The organism is Actinomadura barringtoniae (genome assembly GCF_017573505.1).
GTDB classification, from domain to species: Bacteria; Actinomycetota; Actinomycetes; order Streptosporangiales; family Streptosporangiaceae; genus Spirillospora; species Spirillospora barringtoniae.
Window position 1 is genome coordinate 349,685 of sequence record NZ_JAGEOJ010000002.1, and the last position, 21,058, is coordinate 370,742.

Consider the following 21,058-nt stretch of genomic DNA (forward strand, 5'->3'; position numbering starts at 1 on the left):
TCAACTGGCCCTGGCCAGAACGGCGTCGGCCTTCTTCTGTGCGTCGCCGAGCAGCTGGTCGATGTTGGCGTCCTGCCTGGTCAGCACGGCGGAGACGACGCTGTCGAGGATCGCGTAGAGCTGCTGGGCGTGGCCGGGCTCGAGCTTGCCGGGGACGGTGTTGTAGGCGTCCTCGTACGGCTTGAAGTTGCCGACGGGCAGGTTCGCGGAGGCGGCGCGGAGCTGGCGGTCCTGCTGGCCGACCGCGTTCGCGGCGAAGAGCTTCGGCTGCGGAAGGCCGACCGGGCGGCCGTCGGTCTTGGCGCGCGCGTAGTTGAGCTGACCCTGGCCCGGGGTGAGGCAGTAGTAGTCCAGCCACAGCAGCCCAGCCTTGATCTTCTCCGGGGAGGCCTTGGCGTTGAACATGTAGCCGTCGCCGCCCATGAGCGTGCCGGTCGAGCCGGGGATCGGGGCCATGCCGAAGTCGTCGTACTTGGCCTTGAACTGGTCGACGAGCGCGGTCGCGTTGTCGGGCGCGCCGAGGTACATGCCGAGCTTGCCCGCGGCCATCATCCGCTGGATGTCGGCGTCGATGAGCAGCTGCTTGGTGCCCATCGAGTTGTCGGTCCAGCGCATGTCCTTGAGGTTCTGCAGTACGGCCTTGCCCTGCGGGGTGTTGAAGGCCGCCTTCTTGCCGTCGGCCGACACCATGTCGCCGCCCTGGCTGTAGACCGAGGTGGTGAAGTGCCAGCCGCCCTGGTTCTTGGCGCTCAGCTCGGCGTACCCGGTGATCCCGTCGCCGAGGGCGCTGATCTTCTTGGCGGCGTCGCGCACCTCGGCCCAGCTCTTGGGCGGGGTGTCGGGGTTCAGGCCGGCCTTCCTGAAGAGCGCGCGGTTGTAGAACAGGCCCATCGAGTAGTTCTGGCGCGGCAGGCCGTAGACCTTGTCGCCGTCCTTGAAGACCTTCTCGACCGCCGGGTCCACGCTCGGGTACTGCTTCGAGAGGCCGATGTACGGCGTGATGTCGGCGGCCTGCCGGTTGTTGATGATGCTGCGCGAGTCGGTGAAGTAGACGTAGAAGACGTCCTCGAGCTGGTTACCGGCGAGCTTGGCCTGGAAGGTGTTCGGGTCCTGGCAGGGGAAGGCGTCCTTGCCGTCGATCGTGATGTTCGGATGCAGCTTCTGGAACGCGGCGACGTCCTCGAGCCATTCCTTGCGCTGGGCGGTCTGGCTCTTGGCGGGCATGCAGCCGACCGAGATCGTCACCTTGGCGTCGGCGGCGAGCGGCTGGTCCTTCTTGGTCTTGCTGTCGGAGTCGTCCCCGCCGCAGGCGGCGAGGGTCGCTCCGAGGGAAGCGACGAGCAGGGGCGCGAGAATCCGGGATCTCGTGAAGGTCATCGGGGTGGTTTCCCTTCTGGACGTCAGCCAGGTGCGAGAAACATACAGAGACCTACATCACGGAGCAATAGATGAATTAACTTACGCAAAAAGCTGACATTCAGCCTCGCGGGGCCGGTCCCGTCGACGCCCTGACCACCAGCTCCGGCTCGTAGAGCAGCTCCTCGGCGGCGACCGTGCCGCCCTCGACCTGCCCGGTCAGCAGCGTCACCGCGGCCCGCCCGATCGCCTCGATCGGCTGCCGCACGGTGGTGAGCGGCGGGTTCACGCAGTTCATGAACGCCGAGTCGTCGTAGCCGACCACCGAGACGTCCTCGGGCACCGAGAGCCCGAGCCGGCGGACCGCGCGGATCACGCCGAGCGCCAGCGGGTCGCTCGCGCAGATGATCCCGGTGACGCCCGCGCTGATCAACGCCCCGGTCACGGCCTGGCCGCCCTCCAGCGAGAACATGCTGCGCTTCACCCAGGCGTCGGGGATCTCGATCCCGGCCTGGCCCGCCGCGGCGCGCGCGGCGGCGAGCTTGCGGGCGCTCGGCACGTGGTCCTCGGGGCCGAGCACCAGCCCGATCCGCTCGTGCCCGAGCGAGTGCAGGTGCGCGAACGACTGCTCGGCCGCGACCGCGTCGTCGGCTGAGACCTGCGGAAAGTCCAGCTTGTCGGCCGCCGCGTTCACCAGCACGACCGGCAGCCGCACCTCGATCAGCCTGCGGTAGTGCTCGTGCGAGGCGTCGGCCTCGGCGTACAGCCCGCCCTCGAAGACGACCCCCGAGGCCTGCTGCTGGAGCAGCATCTCCACGTAGTCGGCCTCCGACAGGCCGCCCGGCGTGAGCGCGCACAGCACCGGCGTGAACCCGCGCTGCGCCAGCGCTCCCCCGATCACCTCGGCCAGCGCCGGAAAGATCGGGTTGCCCAGCTCGGGCACCACGAGCCCGACCAGCCGGGCCCGCTCGCCGCGCAGCTGCGTCGGCCGCTCGTACCCCAGCACGTCCAGCGCGGTCAGCACCGCCGCCCTGGTGGAGTCGGAGACCCCCGGCTTCCCGTTCAGCACCCGGCTGACGGTGGCCTCACTGACCCCGACCTTTTTCGCGACCTCGGCGAGACGACGTGTCATGCCGGAAACCTTACGACAGATCGACGCAAGCTGCTTGCGTGACTTTGCGAAAAAACTCGACGAGAACCCGGGAGGCAACACAGAACGCCCCCGATCACGAGGTCATCACGATCGGGGGCGTTCAGCGACCACACACGGCGGATCACACCGTTGTGATCGGGCTTGGGTCCGGACGCGCGGGCTTATGGCCGCGCGCGGCGGATGTTCGGGGAGCTCTGCGTCGGGCGCGTCAGGCGGTACGGGAGACGCGGTTGACGGCGGAGAGCATGGCCTTGAGCGAGGCGGTGACGATGTTGTGGTCGATGCCGACGCCCCAGACCGTGGTGCCGTCCACGTCGCACTCGACGTAGGCGGCGGCGCGGGCGTCGCCGCCGGCGCTGAGGGCGTGCTCGGCGTAGTCCAGGACGCGGACGTTCACGCCGACCGAGGCGAGCGCGTCCTCGAAGGCCGACACCGGGCCGTTGCCGACGCCCTCGATCTCGCGGATCTCGCCGTCCACGCGGACGTCGCAGGACAGGCGGTCCTTCTCGTCCACGCGGGACACCGCGCGGTGCGCCAGCAGACCGGCGCGCGGGCCGTTCGCCAGGAACTCGGCCTCGAAGATCTGCCACATGCGCTCGCCGGTGACCTCGCCGCCCTCGTCGTCGGTGTGGCTCTGCACGACGCGGGAGAACTCGATCTGGAGGCGCCGCGGCAGCTCCAGCGAGTGCTCGGTCTTCATGATGTAGGCGACGCCGCCCTTGCCCGACTGGCTGTTGACCCGGATCACGGCCTCGTAGCTGCGGCCGACGTCCTTGGGGTCGATGGGCAGGTACGGGACCTCCCACTGGTAGGCGTCCACCTCGACGCCCGCCTCTTCGGCGTCCTTGCGCAGGTGGTCGAAGCCCTTGTTGATCGCGTCCTGGTGCGAGCCGGAGAACGCGGTGTAGACCAGGTCGCCGCCGTAGGGGTGGCGCTCGTGCACCGGCAGCTGGTTGCAATACTCGACGGTGCGGCGGATCTCGTCGATGTCGGAGAAGTCGATCTGCGGGTCGACGCCCTGGGTGAACAGGTTCAGGCCGAGGGTGACCAGGCATACGTTGCCGGTGCGCTCGCCGTTGCCGAACAGGCAGCCCTCGATGCGGTCGGCGCCCGCCATGAAGCCGAGCTCGGCGGCGGCGACGGCGGTGCCGCGGTCGTTGTGCGGGTGCAGCGACAGCACGACCGAGTCGCGGTAGGCCAGGTTGCGGTGCATCCACTCGATCTGGTCGGCGTAGACGTTCGGCGTCGCCATCTCGACCGTGGCCGGCAGGTTGACGATCACCTTGCGGTCGGGGGTCGGCTGCCACACGTCGTTGACCGCGTTGCAGACCTCGACCGCGTACTCCAGCTCGGTGCCGGTGAACGACTCGGGCGAGTACTGGAAGTAGATCTGCGTGTCGCCCATGTCGTCGGCGAGCTTCTTGACCAGCTTGGCGCCCTCGACCGCGATCGCGGTGATGCCGTCCTTGTCCTGGCCGAACACCACCCGGCGCTGCAGCGTGGAGGTGGAGTTGTACAGGTGCACGATCGCCTGCTTGGCGCCGCGCACCGACTCGAAGGTCCGCTCGATCAGCTCGGGCCTGGCCTGGGTCAGCACCTGGATCACCACGTCGTCGGGGATCCGGTCCTCTTCGATGATCTGCCGGACGAAGTCGAAGTCGGTCTGGCTGGCCGCCGGGAACCCGACCTCGATCTCCTTGTAGCCCATCCGTACCAGCAGCTCGAACATCTGGAGCTTGCGGTGGGAGTCCATCGGGTCGATCAGGGCCTGGTTGCCGTCGCGGAGGTCCACCGCGCACCAGCGAGGCGCCTCAGTGATCACCTGGTCGGGCCACGTCCGGTCCGTGAGCTTGATCGGCGCGAACGGCCGGTAGCGCTCGAACGGCATGCCGGAGGACTGCTGTTGCGGATACATCCCTGTGGGTTCCCTCTGCTCGGATCTGCGGCCGACGTCCACGTCAAAGTCCCGCAGCGAGGGAGCCGACCCGGTTACAGGCCCCCGCTGCGGCCGCTAAGGAGGAGCAGCTCACGCAACACGCTGGCCAAGTTATCAGTTGCCATCCAAGTTACGGAAACAAAGTCCGCCATTTGAGACGCCTCCGCGCACGCTCCGTCCGCATGATGAACGACGCGAACGCCCCCGCCCATTCCCGGGCGGGGGCGTTCACGCTGATCAAAGGGCCTGATCAGACGGCCAGAAGCCGCTTGACGTCGGCGTCGCGGAGGTCCTCGGCGGTGCCGGCGCGCCGGACCGCGCCGCCCTCGATGATCACGAATCCGTCGGCCAGCCGGAGGACCAGCTCCAGGTACTGCTCGACCAGCAGGACCGCCAGCCCCTTCTCCTTGTTGAGCCGCTCGATGGCCGCCTCGATCTCGGCGACGATCGAGGGCTGGATGCCCTCGGTCGGCTCGTCCAGGATCAGCATGCGCGGGCGGGTGACCAGTGCGCGGGCGATCGCGAGCTGCTGTTGCTGGCCGCCCGACAGGAAGCCCGCCTTGCGGCCGAGCATCTCGGTCAGGCGCGGGAAGACCTCCAGCGCCTCGTCGATCGCGGCCCTGTCCTTGTGCCGCGACGCCTCCAGCGTGACCCGCAGGTTCTCGGCCACGGTGAGCTGCGGGAACGTCTCGTGCCCCTGCGGCACGTAGCCCATCCCGCGCCGCACCCGCTCGTAGGTGGGCAGCCTGGTCACGTCCTCGCCGTCGAAGACGATCTTCCCCGCGGTGGGCGCCAGCACGCCCATGATCGAGTTGAGGAGGGTGGTCTTGCCGACGCCGTTGCGGCCCATGACGCACATGAGCGTCCCGGCCTCGACCGTGACGTCCACCCCGAACAGCACGCGGGCGCGCCCGTAGGCGGCCTGCAATCCGGTGACTTCGAGCATCGGGCTCATGCGGCCTCCTCGCGGCTGCGGCCCAGGTAGACCTCCTGAACGCGGGGATCCTTCTGGACGGTGGCGACGTCGCCCTCGACCAGCACGGTGCCCTCGTGCAGCACCGTCACCTGCGAGGCGTACCGGCGCAGGAACTCCATGTCATGCTCCACCACGACCACCGTGTGGTCCTTGGCGATCTCGGTGAGCAGCTCGCCGGTGCGCTCCCGCTCGTCCTGGCTCATGCCCGCGACCGGCTCGTCCAGCAGCAGCAGCCTGGGCTGCTGCGCGATGAGCATGCCGATCTCCAGCCACTGCCGCTGCCCGTGCGACAGCACCCCGGCGGGCCTGTCCGCCAGTTCGCCGAGCCCGATCGTGTCCAGCACGGACGCGACGGTGTCGGACACCCCGCGCCGCTGGCGGAACAGGCTGACGAGCGGGCGGCGGAAGCTCACCGCCAGGTCGAGGTTCTCCAGAACGGTCAGCTCCTCGAAGACGACCGAGGTCTGGAACGTGCGGCCGATGCCGAGCCGCACGATCCTGTGCTCCTTGCGCCCGGTCAGCTCCGTGCCGCCGAACCGGACCGTCCCGGCGGCAGGCCTGGTCAGCCCGGTGATGACGTCGATGAGCGTGGTCTTGCCCGCGCCGTTCGGGCCGATGAGGAAGCGCAGCTCCCCCTCCCCCACCGTCAGGTCCACGCCGTTGATCGCGCGGAAGCCGTCGAAGACGACCTCCAGCCCGCGGATCTCCAGCAGCGTTCCCTCACTCACGCGGCCACCTCCTCCTTGACCGTGGCCGCGACCCGCGGGGGCGCCTCGCGGCGGCGGGCGATCGCGTCGCGGATCTGCTCGTACACCCCGACCGCGCCCTTCGGGGCCAGCGTCATCACCAGGATGAACAGCGCGCCCTCCAGGTAGAGCCAGCCGCCCGCCCACTGCTCGCTGAACGAGGTCTTGGCGTAGTTCATGAGCACGGCGCCGAGGATCGCTCCGGCGAGGGCGTACCGGCCGCCGACCGCGACCGCCACGACCAGCTCCAGCGACGGCACGACACCGAGCAGCGACGGCGAGATGATCCCGACCACCGGCACGAACAGCGCCCCGGCGATGCCCGCCATCCCCGCCGAGACCGCGAACGTGATCGTCTTGACCGTGGCGGGGTTGTAGCCGAGGAAGCGCACCCGGTCCTCACCGTCGCGCACCGCCACCAGCAGCCGCCCGAACCGGCTCTTCACCAGCTGCCGGGCACCCAGGTAGAGGATCCCGAGCACGACGGCGGTCACGAAGTAGGTGATCCGCTGGGTGCTCTCTGCCTCGGGGTCCTTGCCGAAGAAGTCGTAGAAGTTGGTCATGCCGTTCGTGCCGCCGGTGAGGCCCTGCCGGCCGACCAGCAGGATGACGAACGCCGCCGCGAGCGCCTGCGTCAGGATCGCGAAGTAGGCGCCGCGCACCCGCTGCCGGAACACCAGCACGCCGAGCGCGACCGCGACCAGCACCGGGACGACGATCACCGCGGCGAGCGCGAAGCCCACGTTGGAGAACGGCTTCCAGATGAGCGGCAGCTTCTCCACGCCACTCCAGGTCATGAAGTCGGGCAGGTCGCCGCCCGCGTCGTGCAGCTTCAGGTACATCGCCATGGCGTAGCCGCCGAGGCCGAAGAACACGCCCTGGCCGAGGGTCAGCATGCCGCCCTGACCCCAGGCCAGGCCGATGCCGAGGGCGGCGATGGCGAAGCACAGGTACTTGGCCAGCTCGTCCAGCCGGAAGGCGGGCAGCGCGACCGGCGCCACCACCAGCACCAGGACGGCGACCGAGGCGAAGAGCGCGTATCCGCGTAGCCGCGCGCTCATGTCAGCGCCCGAGAACGAAGAACGAACAGGCCCTGCGGACGGAACTGCAGGAACGCGATGACGACCGCGAAGACGATCACCTTGGCCAGGCTCGCGTCGGTCCAGAACTCGGCGTAGGAGTTCAGCATCCCGAGCGCGACCGCCGCGATCACCGCGCCGCGCAGCTGGCCGAGGCCGCCCGCGACGACCACCAGGAACGCGTCCACGATGTAGTAGGTGCCGATCGACGGGCCGACCGGGCCGATCAGGGTCAGCGCGACCCCGGCCACCCCGGCCAGGCCCGAGCCGATGAAGAAGGTCAGCTGGTCGGTGCGGGCGGTCGCGACGCCGCTGCACGCGGCCAGCTCGCGGTTCTGCATCACCGCGCGCATCCGGCGGCCCTGCGCCGAGCGGTTCATGTACGCCCAGACGCCGACCACGCAGGCGAGCGCCAGGCCCATGATGAACAGCCGCGCGTACGGCAGATTGCCGCCGAGCAGCTCGACCCGGCCGGTCAGCCAGCCCGGCGAGACGACCTGGACGTTCGGCGCGCCGAACAGGTCGCGCGCGGCCTGCTGGAGCACCAGGCTGACGCCCCAGGTGAGCAGCAGCGTGTCCAGCGGACGGCCGTAGAAGTGCCGCACGGCCAGGCGTTCCAGCAGCCAGCCCATCACGCCCGCCACCGCGAACGCGACCGGCAGGGCGACGATCACCGCCTGCGAGCCCGCCCAGTCCTGCAGCATGTAGGCGGTGTAGGAGCCCGCCATGATGAACTCGCCGTGGGCCATGTTGATCACGCCCATCTGGCCGAACGTGAACGTCAGGCCGAGCGCGACCAGCAGCAGCACCGCGCCGATGCTGAGCCCGATCGGCAGCTGGTTGATCAAGGATTCCATGCTCGCTCCTCGGGACGCTCAGGACGAGGCGAGGCCGGACGCCCAGGGGTAGCCCTTGAGATAGGGGTCGGGCTTGATCGGCTCGCCCGAGCTCCAGACCTCCTTGATGAGCCCGTCCGGCTGAATCACGCCGATCCGCGCGGTCTTGTAGACGTGCTGGTTGGAGCCGTCGATGGTGACCTTGCCCTCGGGCAGGTCCAGGGACAGGCCCGCCGCGGCGGCCTTGACCTTGGCGACGTCGATGGAGCCGGCCTTGGTGACGGCCGCGGCCCACAGGTGGACGGCGTTGTAGCCCGCCTCCATCGGGTCGGAGGTCACCGCGCCCTTGTGCTTGGCCGTGAAGGCCTTCACGAAGTCCTCGTTGACCTTGCCCTTGGTGGTCTCGTAGTAGTTCCAGGCCACCGGCTGGCCGGAGATGTTGGCGACGCCGATGCCCTTGACCTCCTCCTCGGCGATGCTCACCGACATCACCGGCATCTTGGCCGGGTCGCCGAGACCGGCGCTCTTCAATTGCTTGAAGAACGCGACATTGCTGTCTCCGTTGAGCGTGTTGAACACCGCGTCCGGCTTGGCCTGAGAGATCTTGTTGACCAGAGTGCTGTATTCGGTGTGCCCGAGCGGCGTGTACTCCTCGCCCAGGATCTCCATTCCATTGGCCTTCGCATAGGCCTTGATGATTTTGTTCGCGGTGCGCGGGAAGACGTAGTCGCTGCCGACCAGATAGATCTTCTTCTTGCCCTTTTCCTTGAGATAGTCGAGGCCGGGCACGATCTGCTGGTTGGTGGTGGCGCCGGTGTAGAAGATGTACGGGGATGACTCCAGTCCCTCGTACTGCACCGGGTACCACAGCAGCGCCTTGTTGCGTTCGAAGACCGGCAGCATCGCCTTGCGGCTGGCCGAGGTCCAGCCGCCGAAGACGGTCGCGACCTTGTCCTTCTTGATGAGCTTCTGGGCCTTCTGCGCGAACGTCGGCCAGTCGGAGGCGCCGTCCTCGACGACCGGCTGGATCTTCTTGCCGAGAACGCCGCCCTTGGTGTTGATCTCGTCGATGGCGAGCATCTCGGAGTTCTTCACCGTGACCTCGCTGATGGACATCGTTCCGCTCAGCGAGTGCAGGATGCCCACCTTGATGGTGTTACCGCCACCGCCGGAACTCGACGAGGAGTCCTTGGAATCTCCGCCGCAGGCCGTCAGAAGCGCGGCGGGCAGGAGAGCCGCCGCGACCAGCGGTCGCCACATTGAATTGCGCAACTATGGACTCCTCACAGAACGGGCCCCGTGCCTTCGTTTTCTGTGACAAGTCTCCGGAATGAGATTTCCGCCCAAGATCCTTCGTGTTACAAGCGATTTACGAAGATCTCACCGGTATGGGCGTTGCGCTGTGCGATCGTCCGTTTAGGGGACCAGCACCGACAGGCAGGTGACGCAGCCCTCCAGGGCCTCGAACTCGCCGATGTCGACGGTCGTGACCCGCAGGCCGTCGGCGGCGAGGAGGTCTGCGGTACGGGGCGCGGAGGTCGACAGGAGGACGTGGTCCTCGCCCAGGACGACGACGTGGGCGCCGGCGGGCTCGGGGGCGACCCGGAGGCCGGGCAGGGCGGTGGTGTCGATCCATTCGGGCACGCCGATGAGGGTGCCGTCGGGCAGGGCGGTCATCGCCGACTTCAGGTGCAGGCACCCCTCGACGTCCACCGGGACCACCCGCCGCCCGCCGAGCAGGTGGGCGAGCTGGCAGATGCCCTCCTCGTTCGTGCGGCCGCTGCGGCCGACGTAGACGGTGTCGCCCGCCTGGAGCACGTCGCCGCCGTCCAGGGTGCCGGGCTCGGTGATCCACTCGACCCGCAGGCCCAGGTCGCGGACGGCCTTCTCGGCGCCGTCGGCCTCGTCGCGGCGTTCGGGCGCGCCGGAACGGCCCATGACCGCGATGCCGCCGCTGACGACGGCCATGTCCTCGACGAAGACCGCGTCCGGGCAGGCGTCGGCCGGGGCGACCGCGCGGATCCGCCAGCCCGCCGAGCGCAGGGCCGCCACGTACGCCTCGTGCTGGCGCGCGGCGAGCCCGGCATCGATCGGGCGGCGTTCCAGGTGCGTGACGATGCCGTCGGAGAGCCGAGGGCCGGGGCGCCGGACCAGGGCCGTGCCCGCGGCCGTCACCGGGCCGCGCCCTCGGTGGTGACGATGACGCCGAGCGCGTGCGCGCGCGACATGCCCAGCAGGTGCGCGACGTGATGGAGGGCCTGCCGCTCGGTGTCGCTGAGCGGCCCGTCGGCCAGGCCGACCCGGACCGCCTGGGACAGGAACCACTCCTTGGCCTCGACGGCGAGCTGGGCGCCCGCGAGGGACACCTCCTCCTCGAGGAACTCGGCGCGCAGGCTCAGGTCGGCCTCGACCGCCTCGTCGTCGTACCGGCGCTCGCCATAGCCCTGAACGGCCTCGATGGCGCGCCTGCGAGCCTCGACCGACTCCGCGTCGCCCGCCCGCAGGGTGAGGCTGGCGGCGGCGCGCATCCCGGCGGGGAGGGCGGCGGCCAGCTGCTGCGTGGTGGGGGCGCGGAGCACCGAGACGCCGAAGCGGGTCCGGCAGGTGCGGCACTCGACCGCCTCGCCGACCCTGTTCAGGGGGATCGCGGGGAGGAAGAACAGCGTGAACCAGCGGCGCCCGGCGCGGCGCCGGTAGGCCCTGTCCCCGCCGCACTGGGGGCAATGGAACGTCCCCTCACTTACCGTGCGGAAGAACACCGAAAAGCCAAAAATAAGCAACAACGGAGCTCTCCTCCCAAACCGGTCTCCCCCACAACGTACCGATCCTCGGCACCCGACGTGGCCGACCCGGTCAAGCCGGTCCCGCCCCTTACGCTGTGTTCATGAGCAGTGACCTGGGCTCGAACAGGCCGTCCTCGCGCCCGCGACCGGATTTCCTACCGCCCGAGGAAGACGCCGGAGGAGCCTCCGCCGCGCCCGCCATCGAGGCCGACGACGAGGTCACGGCCGATTCCGCCGAGGACGGCGAGGGCCGCGAGGCCCGTGAGCGGCGGCCCGGACGGCGCCGCCCGGGGATCTGGTGGAACCTCGCGATGATCGTTTCGGCGGCGGGCTTGCTCGTGTCGGCGTTCCTGCCGTGGGTCAGCGCCCAGGTGACGGTCGACGCGTTCGACCAGACGGTGGTCCAGGATCTCGGCGACGCGGCGGGCATCGAGGTGGACACCATGGTCGTGGTCGTCCCGCTGCTCGCGCTCGCCGCGATGGCGATGGCCTTCTGGGGGCTGGTCGCCCGCGACTCCCGGGTCACCGCGCTCACCGCGATCCCCGGCGCGCTGGCGCTGCTCAGCTGCGGGATCTTCCTGATGCGGCTCGGCGACGCCCGGGACGAGATGAACGACCAGCGGCTGATGCCGTTCGACATCTCCCCCGCCTACGGCTGGTACGTCGCGCTGGGCACCGCGCTGCTGGTGCTCGGCCTCGGGCTGGTCGGCCCGCTGGTCAGTCGAAGAAGCCCAGGCGGCGCAGCTGCTTCGGATCGCGCTGCCAGTCCTTCAGCACCTTGATCCGCAGGTCCAGGAAGACCTTGGTGCCGAGCAGGGCCTCGATCTGCTTGCGCGCCCGGGTGCCGACCTCGCGCAGCCGCTCGCCCTTGTGGCCGATCACGATGCCCTTCTGGCTGGGCCGCTCGACGAACAGGTGCGCATAGATGTTGATCATGTCGTCGCGGCCCTCGCGCGGGCCCATCTCGTCCACCACGACGGCGATCGAGTGCGGCAGCTCGTCCCGCACGCCCTCCAAGGACGCCTCGCGGATCAGCTCGGCGATCAGGATCTGCTCGGGCTCGTCGGTGAGGTCGCCCTCGGGGTAGAGCGGATAGCCCTCGGGCAGGTGCGAGATCAGCACGTCCGCCACCGTCCCGACCTGGAAGTCACCCGCGGCCGAGCACGGCACGATGTCGGCGAACTCGCCCAGCTCCCCCACCGCCAGCAGCTGCTCGGCGACGCGTTCGGGCGGGACCAGGTCGGTCTTGGTCACGATCGCCACGATCGGGGTCTTCTTGATCCCGGCCAGCTCGCGGGCGATGTACTTGTCGCCGGGGCCGATCTTCTCGTCGGCGGGCACGCAGAACCCGATCGCGTCCACCTCGGTCAGGGTGGAGCGGACCAGGCTGTCCAGCCGCTCGCCGAGCAGGGTGCGCGGCTTGTGCAGGCCGGGGGTGTCCACGACGATCAGCTGGGCGTCGGGCCGGTGCACGATGCCGCGGATCGCCCGCCGGGTGGTCTGCGGCCGGTTGCTGGTGATCGCCACCTTGGTGCCGACCAGGGCGTTCATCAGGGTCGACTTGCCCACGTTCGGCCGCCCGACGAAGCAGGCGAAGCCCGATCGGAAGCCCTCGGCACTAGTCTCGGCAGTCACCCGACCAGGATCTCACGCGGCCGGGGTGCCGAGTCCGTCCAGGGACTCGCGTGCCGTGCCGGCCCAGTGAACGGCGCCGATGCGCTCGGCCACGGCGGCGGCCTGCCGATAGTGCCCGGCGGCGGCCACCGGACGGTCGAGGAAGACCGCCAGGTCGCCGAGGATCTGGCCGACCGGGCCGATCGAGGCGACGGCGCAGGCCCCGCCGGTGACGTGGTCCTCGTACGGCAGCAGCGCCTCGTACACCTCGGCCGCGGTGACCCGGTCGTTCAGCGCGAGCGCGCGCAGGCCGCGGAACGCCATGACCAGGTCGAAGAAGTAGTCGCGCCGGACCGGGCCGAGGCCCGTGACGATCCGGCGGGCCTCGTCGTCCCGCCCCACCGCGGCCAGGGTCAGGGCGTAGAGGTCGGCGGTGGCGCTGACGTGCGGCCAGCGCCGCCACAGCCACTCGGCCTCGTCGAGGAGCTCGCCGAGCCGGCCCTGCGCGAGGCGGATGCTGTAGATGCCGACCAGTTCCATGCCGCGCTCGTTGCTCCAGATGCCGGTACGGCCGATCGCCGTGCTGACCTCCTCGTAGGCCTGCGCGGCCTCGTCCAGGCGCGCCCCGTACACGTGCGAGAGGGCGCCGAACCAGCCCGCGATCATCCCGAGCAGGGGCAGGCCGTGCTGTTCGGCGAGCCGGAGCCCGATCTCCTTGTGGCGGCGCGCCGCCTCGTGGTCCAGGCAGGCCAGCGAAGAGAACTGCAGCTGGAAATGGGCCAGCACGCGGTAGGTGTCCAGGTCGTGGGCGGTGGCCAGGTCGAGCAGCTCAGCGGCGGTGCGGCGCCGTTCGTACCGGTCGCCCGCGGTCCGGTAGCTGTTCAGGTAGAGCCCGTTGAGCGCGACGGCCAGCAGCTCGGGGACGCCCAGGGCCCGCGCCGCCCGGACCGCCTCGCGGGCCGTTTCGAGGGGGCGTTCGCCGGGCTCGCCCTCCAGCTCGATGGCGAGGCTGTTCAGCAGCCGTACGCGCAGGTCCTCGTCGCGCTCGTCGTACCCGTCCAGCCCGGCCAGGGCCTCGTCGACGGCGGCGATGACCTGGGGATCGACCGTGCCGTACTCGCGTGAGGTCCACAGCGTCGGCACATCGAAGCAGACGATGCTGCGGCCGAGGAGCCGCGGATCGCCGGTCGCGGCGGCCGCGGCGATGGTGTCGCGGCGCCGCTCGCGGGCCGCGACGACGTGGCCGGACAGCGCCAGGGCGCGGATCGCGGCGATGTCCAGCTCCAGCCGGTCGACCGGCCCGGCGATCTCGGCGGCGCGTTCCCAGAGGTCGGCGGCGGCCTGGAAGGCGTAGCGGGCCTCGGCGGCCTCGGCGGCGAGCCGCGCGTAGTGGACAGCCTTGGCCGGGTCGTCGCCCGCCTCCAGCAGGTGGTGGGCGATCGCGGCGGACTCGTCCGGGCGGCGCTTCTCCAGGGCGGCCGCGACCCTGCCGTGCACGCGCGTGCGGCGCATCTGGGAGAGCCCGTCGTAGAGGGTGTCGCGGACCAGCGCGTGCGCGAACCGCACCCGTCCCGGCCCGGGCTCGGTGACCAGGCCCGCGGCGAGCCCGGCCTCCACGGCGTCGATCACCGCGTCCTCGTCGCCGCCGGACACGTCGGTGAGGACGCCCAGATCGACGTCGCGGCCGGCGACGGCGGCGTTGCGCAGCACGGACTGGGCCGGGACGGGCAGCACGCCGACCCGGCGGCGCAGCACGTCGCCGACGCCCGTGGGCACGCTCCGGGTGGCCGCGCCCGCTCCCTCGGCGTCCAGGAGGCGGGCGGTCTCGCGGGTGAAGAACGGGTTGCCGCCGGTCCGTTCGGCGATCGCGGCGAGCTCGACGGCGCCGACCTCGGCCGAGCAGAACGCCCGGACCAGCTCGGCCACCTCGGCCCCGGCCAGGCCGTCCAGCTCCAGGCGCAGCGGCTCCAGGCGGGCGAGCACGGCCAGCGCGGCCGCGAGCGGCCCGCCGGTCTCGGTCGTACGGAACGTCCCGACGATCAGGACGCGATGGTCGCGCAGGCGGGCCGGGAGCTGGCTGAGGAGCGCCAGCGTCCCCTCGTCGGCCCAGTGGAGATCGTCCAGGACGATCAGGAGCGGGGCCCGGTCGGCGAGGCCTCCGAGGTAGTCGGCGACGGCCAGGTGGAGGCGGAACCGGCCGGTGAGCATGTCGGACGACCCGCCGTCGGCGGCGGTCGCGTCGTCGAGGAGGGGCCGCAGGCGCTCACCGAGATCGCCTTGGGGCGGCGCGGCGGCCGTCAGCTCGTTCAGCAGTTCGGTCCAGGGCCAGGCGGCGGGGGCGCCGCCGGTCTCCGGGGCCCTCCCCCAGGCGCAGGTCCAGCCGTCGCCGGACAGGTCCGCGGTGAGCTGCTCGATCAGAGCGGTCTTGCCCATGCCCGCGTCGCCGCTGACCAGGACCAGCCCGGATCGGCCCTCCGCGGCGTCCCGTGCGGCGGCTTGGAGGCGTGCCGCCTCGTCCAGGCGGCCGACGAACAGCGGTGGCGGCTGTTGCCTCGGTGCCGTGGCGGCGGGCGCTGGGGCTCTGGTGGGTTCGAGAACCGGTGCCTGAGCGAGGATGTCGGCTTCCACGCGCCGGAGCGCGGGGCCTGGATCGACGCCCAGTTCGTCGGCGAGCGCCTGGCGGGCCCGGCGGAGCGCGCCCAGGGCGTCGCCCTGGCGGCCCGTCCGGTAGAGGGCCAGGGCCAGCAGGCGCCAGGCGTCCTCGCGGAGCGGATTGGCCGCCACGTGGGATTCCAGGTCGGGCACCGCCTCGGCGGCGGCTCCGAGGCCCAGCATGGCCTCCGCGCGGCGTTCGAGGGCGATCCGGAGGCGTTCCTCAAGGCGGGACGCCTCGGTGGCGGCCCAGGACAGCTCGGTGAACTCGGCGTACGCGGGGCCGCGCCATTCGGTCAGCGCCCGTTCGGCGCGGCTGCGGGCGGCCTGGAGATCACCCGCCTGGAGCAGCTCTCCGGCCTCGTCGACGGCTGCGTCGAACCGCCACACGTCCACGTGCTCGGCCGGAAGACGCAGCGCATAGCCGGGCGGGGCCGTCACCAGGACCTGGGCGGGCGTACGGGGCGGGCGGCCGGGCTCGAGGGCGCGGCGCAGGTGGGAGACGAACGACTGGAGCCCGGCGGACGCGCGCGGCGGCGCCTCCCCCACCCAGAGATCGTCGACGAGACGTTCGGCGGGCACCATCTGGCCACGGGCGACCACGAGCCTGGCCAGCACCGAGCGCTGGCGCGGCCCGCCGAGATCGGCCGTCTCCCCGTTCACTGAGGCTTCGAACGGCCCCAGAACCCGTACATCCGCCACAATGCGACCAGCCTAAACCGCCTCGGCCGAGGTGCCGCGCCGGGTGGGCGTGCCGCAGAACCACGCCGATCTTGCTCTCAGCGCCCTATTCGCCCCCGGGAAAGGGCGCTGAGAGCAAGATCGGCGAGTTGGGAGGGGTCAGGCGTTGGTGAGCTGCTTGTCGGCGCTCTGGTGGGTGGGGTCGCCGCCGTGCATGTCGATCTTGGGCAGCATCCGGTCGAGCCAGCCCGGCAGCCACCAGTTGGCCTTGCCCAGCAGCGACATCGTGGCGGGTACCAGTACGAGCCGTACCAGCGTGGCGTCCAGCGCGACCGCGACCGCCAGGCCCACGCCCATCTGCTTGATCACCAGGCCCGGGTCCAGCGCGAACCCGAGGAACACCGCGACCATGATCAGTGCCGCGCTGGAGATCACCCGGCCGGTCGCGCCCAGGCCCGTGGTGACCGAGCCGCGCGCGTCGCCGGTGCGCAGCCACTCCTCTCTGACCCGCGAGAGCAGGAACACCTCGTAGTCCATCGAGACGCCGAACAGCACCGCGAACATCAGCAGCAGGATGAAGCTGGACACCGGCACGCTGTGCGGCAACCCGAGCAGCTCGGCGCCCCACCCCCACTGGAAGATCGCGGTGAGCACGCCGTACGCGGCGCCGATCGACAGCAGGTTCATCGCGGCGGCCTTGAGCGGCGCGAGCAGCGACCTGAAGACGATCATCAGCATGACGAACGAGGTGGCCACCACGACGCCGATCACCGGCCAGAGCCGTTCACCGAGCACGCGGGAGAGGTCCACGTAGGCCGCCGTGTAGCCGGTGACCTCGGCCCCGTCGGGCAGTGCGTCCGCTCTGATCCGGTTGACCAGGTCGGTCACCTTCTCGTCCTGCGGGCCGAACTTCGGCGTCACCACGATGACCGCGGCGCTGCGGTCCGGGGCGTACTGAGGCGGCATGACCGCCGCGACGCCGTCGGTCTTGGCGAGCTTGGCGCCGACCGAGGGCAGCGCGTCCGGGGAGACCTTCTTCAGGTCGGCGGCGATGATCAGCGGCGCGTTGGCGCCCGGCCCGTACGCGGAGTCGATCAGGTCGTACGCGCGCCGGACGGTGTTGGAGGTCGGCTCGCTGCTGGCGTCGCTCGGCCAGGTCCGCATGCCGATCGCGGGGGCGGCCAGCGTCAGCATCAGGATCAGCGCGGTCAGCAGCCAGGCCCAGGGGCGCCGCGCGACGTTGTCCGCCCACTTGCGCACCCGCGGGGAGTCGGCATGGATCACCGCGCCGGGCGCGCGGTCGCGCTTGCGCAGCACGCGGCGCCCGGCGAGGCCGAGGACGGCGGGCAGCAGGGTCACCGCGCTCGCCACGGTCGCGGCGACCACCAGGCCGGTGGCGAAGCCCATCGTGATGAAGACCGGGATGCGCGAGAGCACCAGGCCGCACAGCGCCAGCAGCACGGTGAACCCCGCGAAGATCACCGACTGGCCGGCGGTCGCGGTCGCCCGTCCGACCGACTCGGGCACGTCGAGCCCCTGCGCCAGGCCCTCGCGATGCCGGGTGAGGATGAAGAGCGCGTAGTCGATGCCGACGCCGAGGCCCACCATGACGGCCAGGGTCGGCGCGGTGTTGGCCACGTCGGTGAACGCCGCCAGGATCGTGATCCCCGAGACCCCGGCGCCGAGCCCGGCGAGCGCGACCGCCAGCGGCAGCCCCGCCGCCACGATCGACCCGAACGCCAGGAAGAGGATCACCAGCGCCGCCACGATCCCGACCGACTCGGCCACGCCCCCGGGCGCGGTGACGTTCTCGGGCACCTGCCCGCCGAACTCCACCTTGTAGCCGGCCGCCTTGAGATCCGTGGAGGCGTCCTTCAGATGATCCAGCGTCGTGCTCGGCGTCAGCTCGGTGACCGGGACGTCGTAGCGGACCGTGAGCATCGTCGTCCTGCCGTCCGCGCTCGGCGGTACGGCGTCGACCTCGCTCACGTGCGGCAGCTTCCGCATGTTCGCGCCCGCCGCCTGGACCTTGGCCTGATCGACCTTGCCCGCGTCGCTGTGGATCACCACGCGCCCGTCGGCCCCCGACAGCGCCGGGAAGCGTTCCTTCAGCAGATCGGTGGCCTCCTGGGACCCGGTCCCCTTCAGCCGGTAGTTGTCGTGCAGGGATCCCCCGGCGACGAAGGAGATCCCGGCCACGACCCCGACGACGAGGACCCAGACCGAGATGACCCGCCAGGGCCGCCGCGCGGAGGCGCTGCCCAGGCGATAGAGCAAACGAGACATCGATAACCCCAACCAGCGTCACGTCCAGTAGAGGTTCCGAGCGTGCCCCGGGGCTCTTGGCGCCCACTTGCCGCCGACTTGCGCTGTGCTTATTGAAAGCCCGGCCTACGGCCTCGCCTGGCGGCTCGGCCTAACCGAGCTTTCGGCGAGCGCTGCATCGCTTCGCGATCTAGCCTCGTTCCTCGGCTAGACCTTCGGACGCGCTCGCGCGGTGGCTGATCGCTTGCGAACACGCCCTAGGCTTGGGGCCGTGAGCGAGCTGAACGCCGAGGACGCGAAGATCATCACGTTGGCCAGGGCGGCGCGCGCCCGTACGGGCGCGGCCGAGGGTGCGGCGGTACGGGACGAGACCGGCCGGACCTACTCGGCGACGAGCGTCGATCTGCCGTCGCTGAAGCTGACCGCGCTGCAGGTCGCGGTCGCGATGGCGGTGTCCAGCGGCGCCGAGGACCTGGAGGCGGCGGCCCTGGTCACCGCGGACGAGACCGCCCGCGAGTCCGACGTGGCCGCCGTCCGCGACGTCGGGTCCAAGGCCCCGGTGCTGGTCGCGGGCCCCGACGGGGCCCTGCGCACGACCGTCGCCTAGCCGGTCACTCCCAGCCGGTCACTCCTGGTCGTCGCCCTGGTGGTGGCGATGGTGCTTCTTGTGCTTGTGGGCACGGTGCACGGGCACGGGAGCCTTGGTGTCGTCCAGGGTGAGCTTCCCGGCGTGCACGGCGCGCAGCTTGGTGAGCGCCTTGGCGGCCACGCCCTCGGCGACCCCGGCCCCGGCCGGTGAGTCGAACGCGCCAGGCGCGTCGACCACGAGCAGGTCGTCGCCGACCGCCGCCATGATCACGTCGATGCCGATGCCGTCGCGCTGGTCGGCGTAGCGGATCGCCAGCGCGCCCTTCAGGGCCTTCGGCCGGAGCACGCCCGCGCGGCGCATCCGCAGCTCTCCTGCGGGCCTGGCGGGCGGCGCGGCCTCGTCGTGCTTGTGGCGGTGGCGGCGCTTGTGGTGGCCGCCGTTCTCGTCCTGGTCGTCGGCGCTGAGCTGGTCGGCGCTCACGCCGCCGTCACCGCTCGCGTCGGCGGACTGATCATCGCCGGACTGATCGTCGTCGTCGCTCGCGCCGCCGTCGCCGTCGCTGTCGGCCCCCGGGCCGTCCGCGGCGACCATCATCCGCGGGCACTTCGCGGCGGCCGTACGGGCCTGGGCGATGCGCTGCGCGGCCATGCCGGGCGGCAGGTGGAACACGTGCTGGGCGAGGCTGGAGACCGGCTGGGCGCGGTAGAACACCGCGTGCGCCTGCGGCGCGTCGCCCGCGCCGTCGAGATCCTTGGACTCGTCCGCGTCGGCCAGCTCCAGCAGCCGGGCGCAGTCCGGGTCGGCCGGACGCAGCCCCTGGAAGACCCGCTGGTTCTCCGCGGGCGCGTAGCCCGCGGGCAGATCACGGTCCGACAGCACTGCGGCGGCCATGCTGGCCGCCGGCTTGACGGCGGCCGGTGGAGGCCCTTCCTGCCCGCAGCCGGCGACCACCACGGACAGTGTGGTGGCGGCGGTCGCGAGCAGGGTCCCCCGAACGATGCGCGACATGAGATCCCCCCGAATCCCTCAGCGCACATGATCGTTCCCAAAGGGTCACCGACTACACCTGGTCGCTGACCTCCGGCCGCTCCTTCGAGGGCTGGGGAACCCTCCTGACCAGCACCGATCCGATCCGGTTGCGGCGCCCGGCGATGCCCTCGGCCGTCAGCGCCAGCCCCGCCACCTCGGCGGTGGACGACTCGATCGGGACGCGGCCGAGCGCGTGCGCCAGCAGGCCGCCCACGGTCTCGACCTCCTCGACCTCGATCTCGCGCCCGAACAGCTCGGCGAGGTCCTCGACCGGCAGCCGCGCGGTGACGCGGGCGGTGTCGTCGTCCAGCCACTCCACCCGGGGCGCCTCGACGTCGTACTCGTCGGCGATCTCGCCCACGATCTCCTCGAGGATGTCCTCGATGGTGACCAGCCCGGCGGTGCCGCCGTACTCGTCGATCACGATGGCCACGTGGATCTGCCGCGCCTGCATCTCGCGCAGCAGCTCGTCGATCGGCTTGCTGTCGGGAACGTAGGTGGCCGGGCGCATCACCGACTCGACCCGCTCGACCGTCTCGACCTCGCGGTTCTCGTGGCTGCGCCGGACGATGTCCTTCAGGTAGGCGATGCCGACGACGTCGTCCTCGTTCTCGCCGACCACCGGGATCCGCGAGAACCCGCTGCGCAGCGCCAGCGACATGGCCTGGCGCAGCGTCTTGCCGCGTTCGATGAACACGATGTCGGTGCGCGGCACCATGACCTCGCGGACGATGGTGTCGCCGAGCTCGAAGACCGAGTGGATCATCTCCCGCTCGTCCGGCTCGATCATGCTGCGCTGCTCGGCCAGGTCGACCAGGTCCCTGAGCTCGGCCTCGGAGGCGAACGGGCCCTCGCGGAACCCCTTGCCCGGCGTCAGCGCGTTCCCCAGCAGGATCAGCAGCTTGGGCAGCGGCCCGAACACCCGGGTCACCGGGGCCATGATCGCCGCGCCGGCCAGCGCGATCCGGTCGGCGTGCTGCAGCCCCAGCGTGCGCGGCCCGACCCCGACCACGACGTAGCTGACCACGATCATGATCACCGCGGCCGTGACGTAGGCGCCCCACGTCTCGTCCAGCCAGGCGATGCACAGGTCCGCCACGATCACGGTCGCCGCCAGCTCGCAGCTGATCCGCAGCAGCAGGATCATGTTGAGGTAGCGGGCCGGGTCGGCGACCACCTCGGCCAGCCGCGGCGCCCCGCGCCGCCTCTCCCGGACCAGTTCCTCGACCCGCACGCGCGACACCCGCGCCAGCGCCGCCTCGGCGCCCGCGAGCAGCCCCGCCAGAACGACCAGGCCCGCCGCCAGGGCGAGCAGCCAGATCTGCTGCGTGCTCACCACCGTCCTCCAGCCCCCGCCCGGACG

General features: G+C 71.1%; 17 protein-coding genes. 2 read left to right on the forward strand and 15 right to left on the reverse strand.

Going from position 1 to position 21,058, the window contains the following annotated elements; all coding sequences use genetic code 11:
• The 10 genes from J4573_RS05500 to J4573_RS55935 all read right to left on the reverse strand — a co-directional run bounded on the left by J4573_RS05500 (window position 1) and on the right by J4573_RS55935 (window position 10,841).
• A complete protein-coding gene (locus J4573_RS05500; RefSeq protein WP_208254130.1) occupies window positions 1-1,377 on the reverse strand; it encodes an ABC transporter substrate-binding protein in 1,377 nt (458 codons plus the stop codon).
• A gap of 100 nt (window positions 1,378-1,477) precedes the next feature.
• The gene (locus tag J4573_RS05505) at window positions 1,478-2,488 is read right to left on the reverse strand and encodes a LacI family DNA-binding transcriptional regulator (protein WP_208254131.1); all 1,011 of its coding nucleotides are present in this window, start codon (window positions 2,486-2,488) and stop codon (window positions 1,478-1,480) included.
• 229 nt (window positions 2,489-2,717) lie between these two features.
• Window positions 2,718-4,424, reverse strand: a complete 1,707-nt coding sequence (gene leuA, locus J4573_RS05510; RefSeq protein WP_208254132.1) for a 2-isopropylmalate synthase — start codon at window positions 4,422-4,424, stop codon at window positions 2,718-2,720.
• A gap of 271 nt (window positions 4,425-4,695) precedes the next feature.
• The gene (gene urtE / locus J4573_RS05515) at window positions 4,696-5,391 is read right to left on the reverse strand and encodes an urea ABC transporter ATP-binding subunit UrtE (RefSeq protein WP_372442814.1); all 696 of its coding nucleotides are present in this window, start codon (window positions 5,389-5,391) and stop codon (window positions 4,696-4,698) included.
• Between the two features lie 5 nt (window positions 5,392-5,396).
• On the reverse strand, window positions 5,397-6,149 hold the full coding sequence (urtD, locus tag J4573_RS05520) for an urea ABC transporter ATP-binding protein UrtD (RefSeq protein WP_208254134.1): 753 nt from the start codon (window positions 6,147-6,149) through the stop codon (window positions 5,397-5,399).
• Entirely contained in the window at window positions 6,146-7,228 is a 1,083-nt protein-coding gene (urtC, locus tag J4573_RS05525) for an urea ABC transporter permease subunit UrtC (RefSeq protein WP_208254135.1), read from the reverse strand. The genes urtD and urtC overlap by 4 nt, the downstream gene beginning before the upstream one ends.
• On the reverse strand, window positions 7,225-8,103 hold the full coding sequence (gene urtB / locus J4573_RS05530) for an urea ABC transporter permease subunit UrtB (protein WP_208254136.1): 879 nt from the start codon (window positions 8,101-8,103) through the stop codon (window positions 7,225-7,227). Before urtB ends, urtC begins: the two co-directional genes overlap by 4 nt.
• A gap of 18 nt (window positions 8,104-8,121) precedes the next feature.
• The gene (gene urtA, locus J4573_RS05535) at window positions 8,122-9,342 is read right to left on the reverse strand and encodes an urea ABC transporter substrate-binding protein (protein ID WP_208254449.1); all 1,221 of its coding nucleotides are present in this window, start codon (window positions 9,340-9,342) and stop codon (window positions 8,122-8,124) included.
• Between the two features lie 156 nt (window positions 9,343-9,498).
• On the reverse strand, window positions 9,499-10,257 hold the full coding sequence (gene ddaH, locus J4573_RS05540; protein WP_208254137.1) for a dimethylargininase: 759 nt from the start codon (window positions 10,255-10,257) through the stop codon (window positions 9,499-9,501).
• On the reverse strand, window positions 10,254-10,841 hold the full coding sequence (locus tag J4573_RS55935; protein WP_208254138.1) for a TerB family tellurite resistance protein: 588 nt from the start codon (window positions 10,839-10,841) through the stop codon (window positions 10,254-10,256). The genes ddaH and J4573_RS55935 overlap by 4 nt, the downstream gene beginning before the upstream one ends.
• Window positions 10,842-10,966: 125 nt before the next feature.
• On the opposite strand from J4573_RS55935, the gene J4573_RS05550 reads away from it, so the two are divergent.
• A complete protein-coding gene (locus tag J4573_RS05550; RefSeq protein WP_208254139.1) occupies window positions 10,967-11,647 on the forward strand; it encodes a hypothetical protein in 681 nt (226 codons plus the stop codon).
• Here J4573_RS05550 and era read toward each other — a convergent pair.
• The 3 genes from era to J4573_RS05565 form a co-directional block, all read right to left on the reverse strand.
• Window positions 11,583-12,500, reverse strand: a complete 918-nt coding sequence (era, locus tag J4573_RS05555) for a GTPase Era (RefSeq protein ID WP_208254140.1) — start codon at window positions 12,498-12,500, stop codon at window positions 11,583-11,585. The genes J4573_RS05550 and era overlap by 65 nt on opposite strands.
• A 12-nt stretch (window positions 12,501-12,512) precedes the next feature.
• A complete protein-coding gene (locus J4573_RS05560) occupies window positions 12,513-15,794 on the reverse strand; it encodes an ATP-binding protein (RefSeq protein WP_208254141.1) in 3,282 nt (1,093 codons plus the stop codon).
• A gap of 177 nt (window positions 15,795-15,971) precedes the next feature.
• Entirely contained in the window at window positions 15,972-18,098 is a 2,127-nt protein-coding gene (locus J4573_RS05565) for an MMPL family transporter (RefSeq protein WP_208254142.1), read from the reverse strand.
• A 250-nt stretch (window positions 18,099-18,348) separates the two neighbouring features.
• On the opposite strand from J4573_RS05565, the gene J4573_RS05570 reads away from it, so the two are divergent.
• Window positions 18,349-18,684 carry a cytidine deaminase-like protein gene (locus J4573_RS05570; RefSeq protein WP_208254143.1) on the forward strand — a complete coding sequence of 112 codons (336 nt, stop codon included), beginning with the start codon at window positions 18,349-18,351 and terminating at the stop codon, window positions 18,682-18,684.
• 18 nt (window positions 18,685-18,702) lie between these two features.
• On the opposite strand, the gene J4573_RS05575 is transcribed toward J4573_RS05570, so the two are convergent.
• Entirely contained in the window at window positions 18,703-19,674 is a 972-nt protein-coding gene (locus J4573_RS05575; RefSeq protein ID WP_208254144.1) for a hypothetical protein, read from the reverse strand.
• Between the two features lie 52 nt (window positions 19,675-19,726).
• Entirely contained in the window at window positions 19,727-21,031 is a 1,305-nt protein-coding gene (locus J4573_RS05580) for a hemolysin family protein (RefSeq protein WP_208254145.1), read from the reverse strand.
• Between the last annotated feature and the right edge of the window lie 27 nt (window positions 21,032-21,058).

What these genes read in the sequence shown, in the direction of transcription:
- J4573_RS05505 (WP_208254131.1), bottom strand. Translation starts at nt 2,488, where the DNA reads ATGACACGTCGTCTCGCCGAGGTCGCGAAAAAGGTCGGGGTCAGTGAG.
- J4573_RS05500 (WP_208254130.1), bottom strand. Translation starts at nt 1,377, where the DNA reads ATGACCTTCACGAGATCCCGGATTCTCGCGCCCCTGCTCGTCGCTTCC.
- urtC (WP_208254135.1), bottom strand. Translation starts at nt 7,228, where the DNA reads ATGAGCGCGCGGCTACGCGGATACGCGCTCTTCGCCTCGGTCGCCGTC.
- J4573_RS05565 (WP_208254142.1), bottom strand. Translation starts at nt 18,098, where the DNA reads ATGTCTCGTTTGCTCTATCGCCTGGGCAGCGCCTCCGCGCGGCGGCCC.
- urtA (WP_208254449.1), bottom strand. Translation starts at nt 9,342, where the DNA reads ATGTGGCGACCGCTGGTCGCGGCGGCTCTCCTGCCCGCCGCGCTTCTG.
- J4573_RS05575 (WP_208254144.1), bottom strand. Translation starts at nt 19,674, where the DNA reads ATGTCGCGCATCGTTCGGGGGACCCTGCTCGCGACCGCCGCCACCACA.
- urtE (WP_372442814.1), bottom strand. Translation starts at nt 5,391, where the DNA reads ATGCTCGAAGTCACCGGATTGCAGGCCGCCTACGGGCGCGCCCGCGTG.
- urtB (WP_208254136.1), bottom strand. Translation starts at nt 8,103, where the DNA reads ATGGAATCCTTGATCAACCAGCTGCCGATCGGGCTCAGCATCGGCGCG.
- J4573_RS05550 (WP_208254139.1), top strand. Translation starts at nt 10,967, where the DNA reads ATGAGCAGTGACCTGGGCTCGAACAGGCCGTCCTCGCGCCCGCGACCG.
- leuA (WP_208254132.1), bottom strand. Translation starts at nt 4,424, where the DNA reads ATGTATCCGCAACAGCAGTCCTCCGGCATGCCGTTCGAGCGCTACCGG.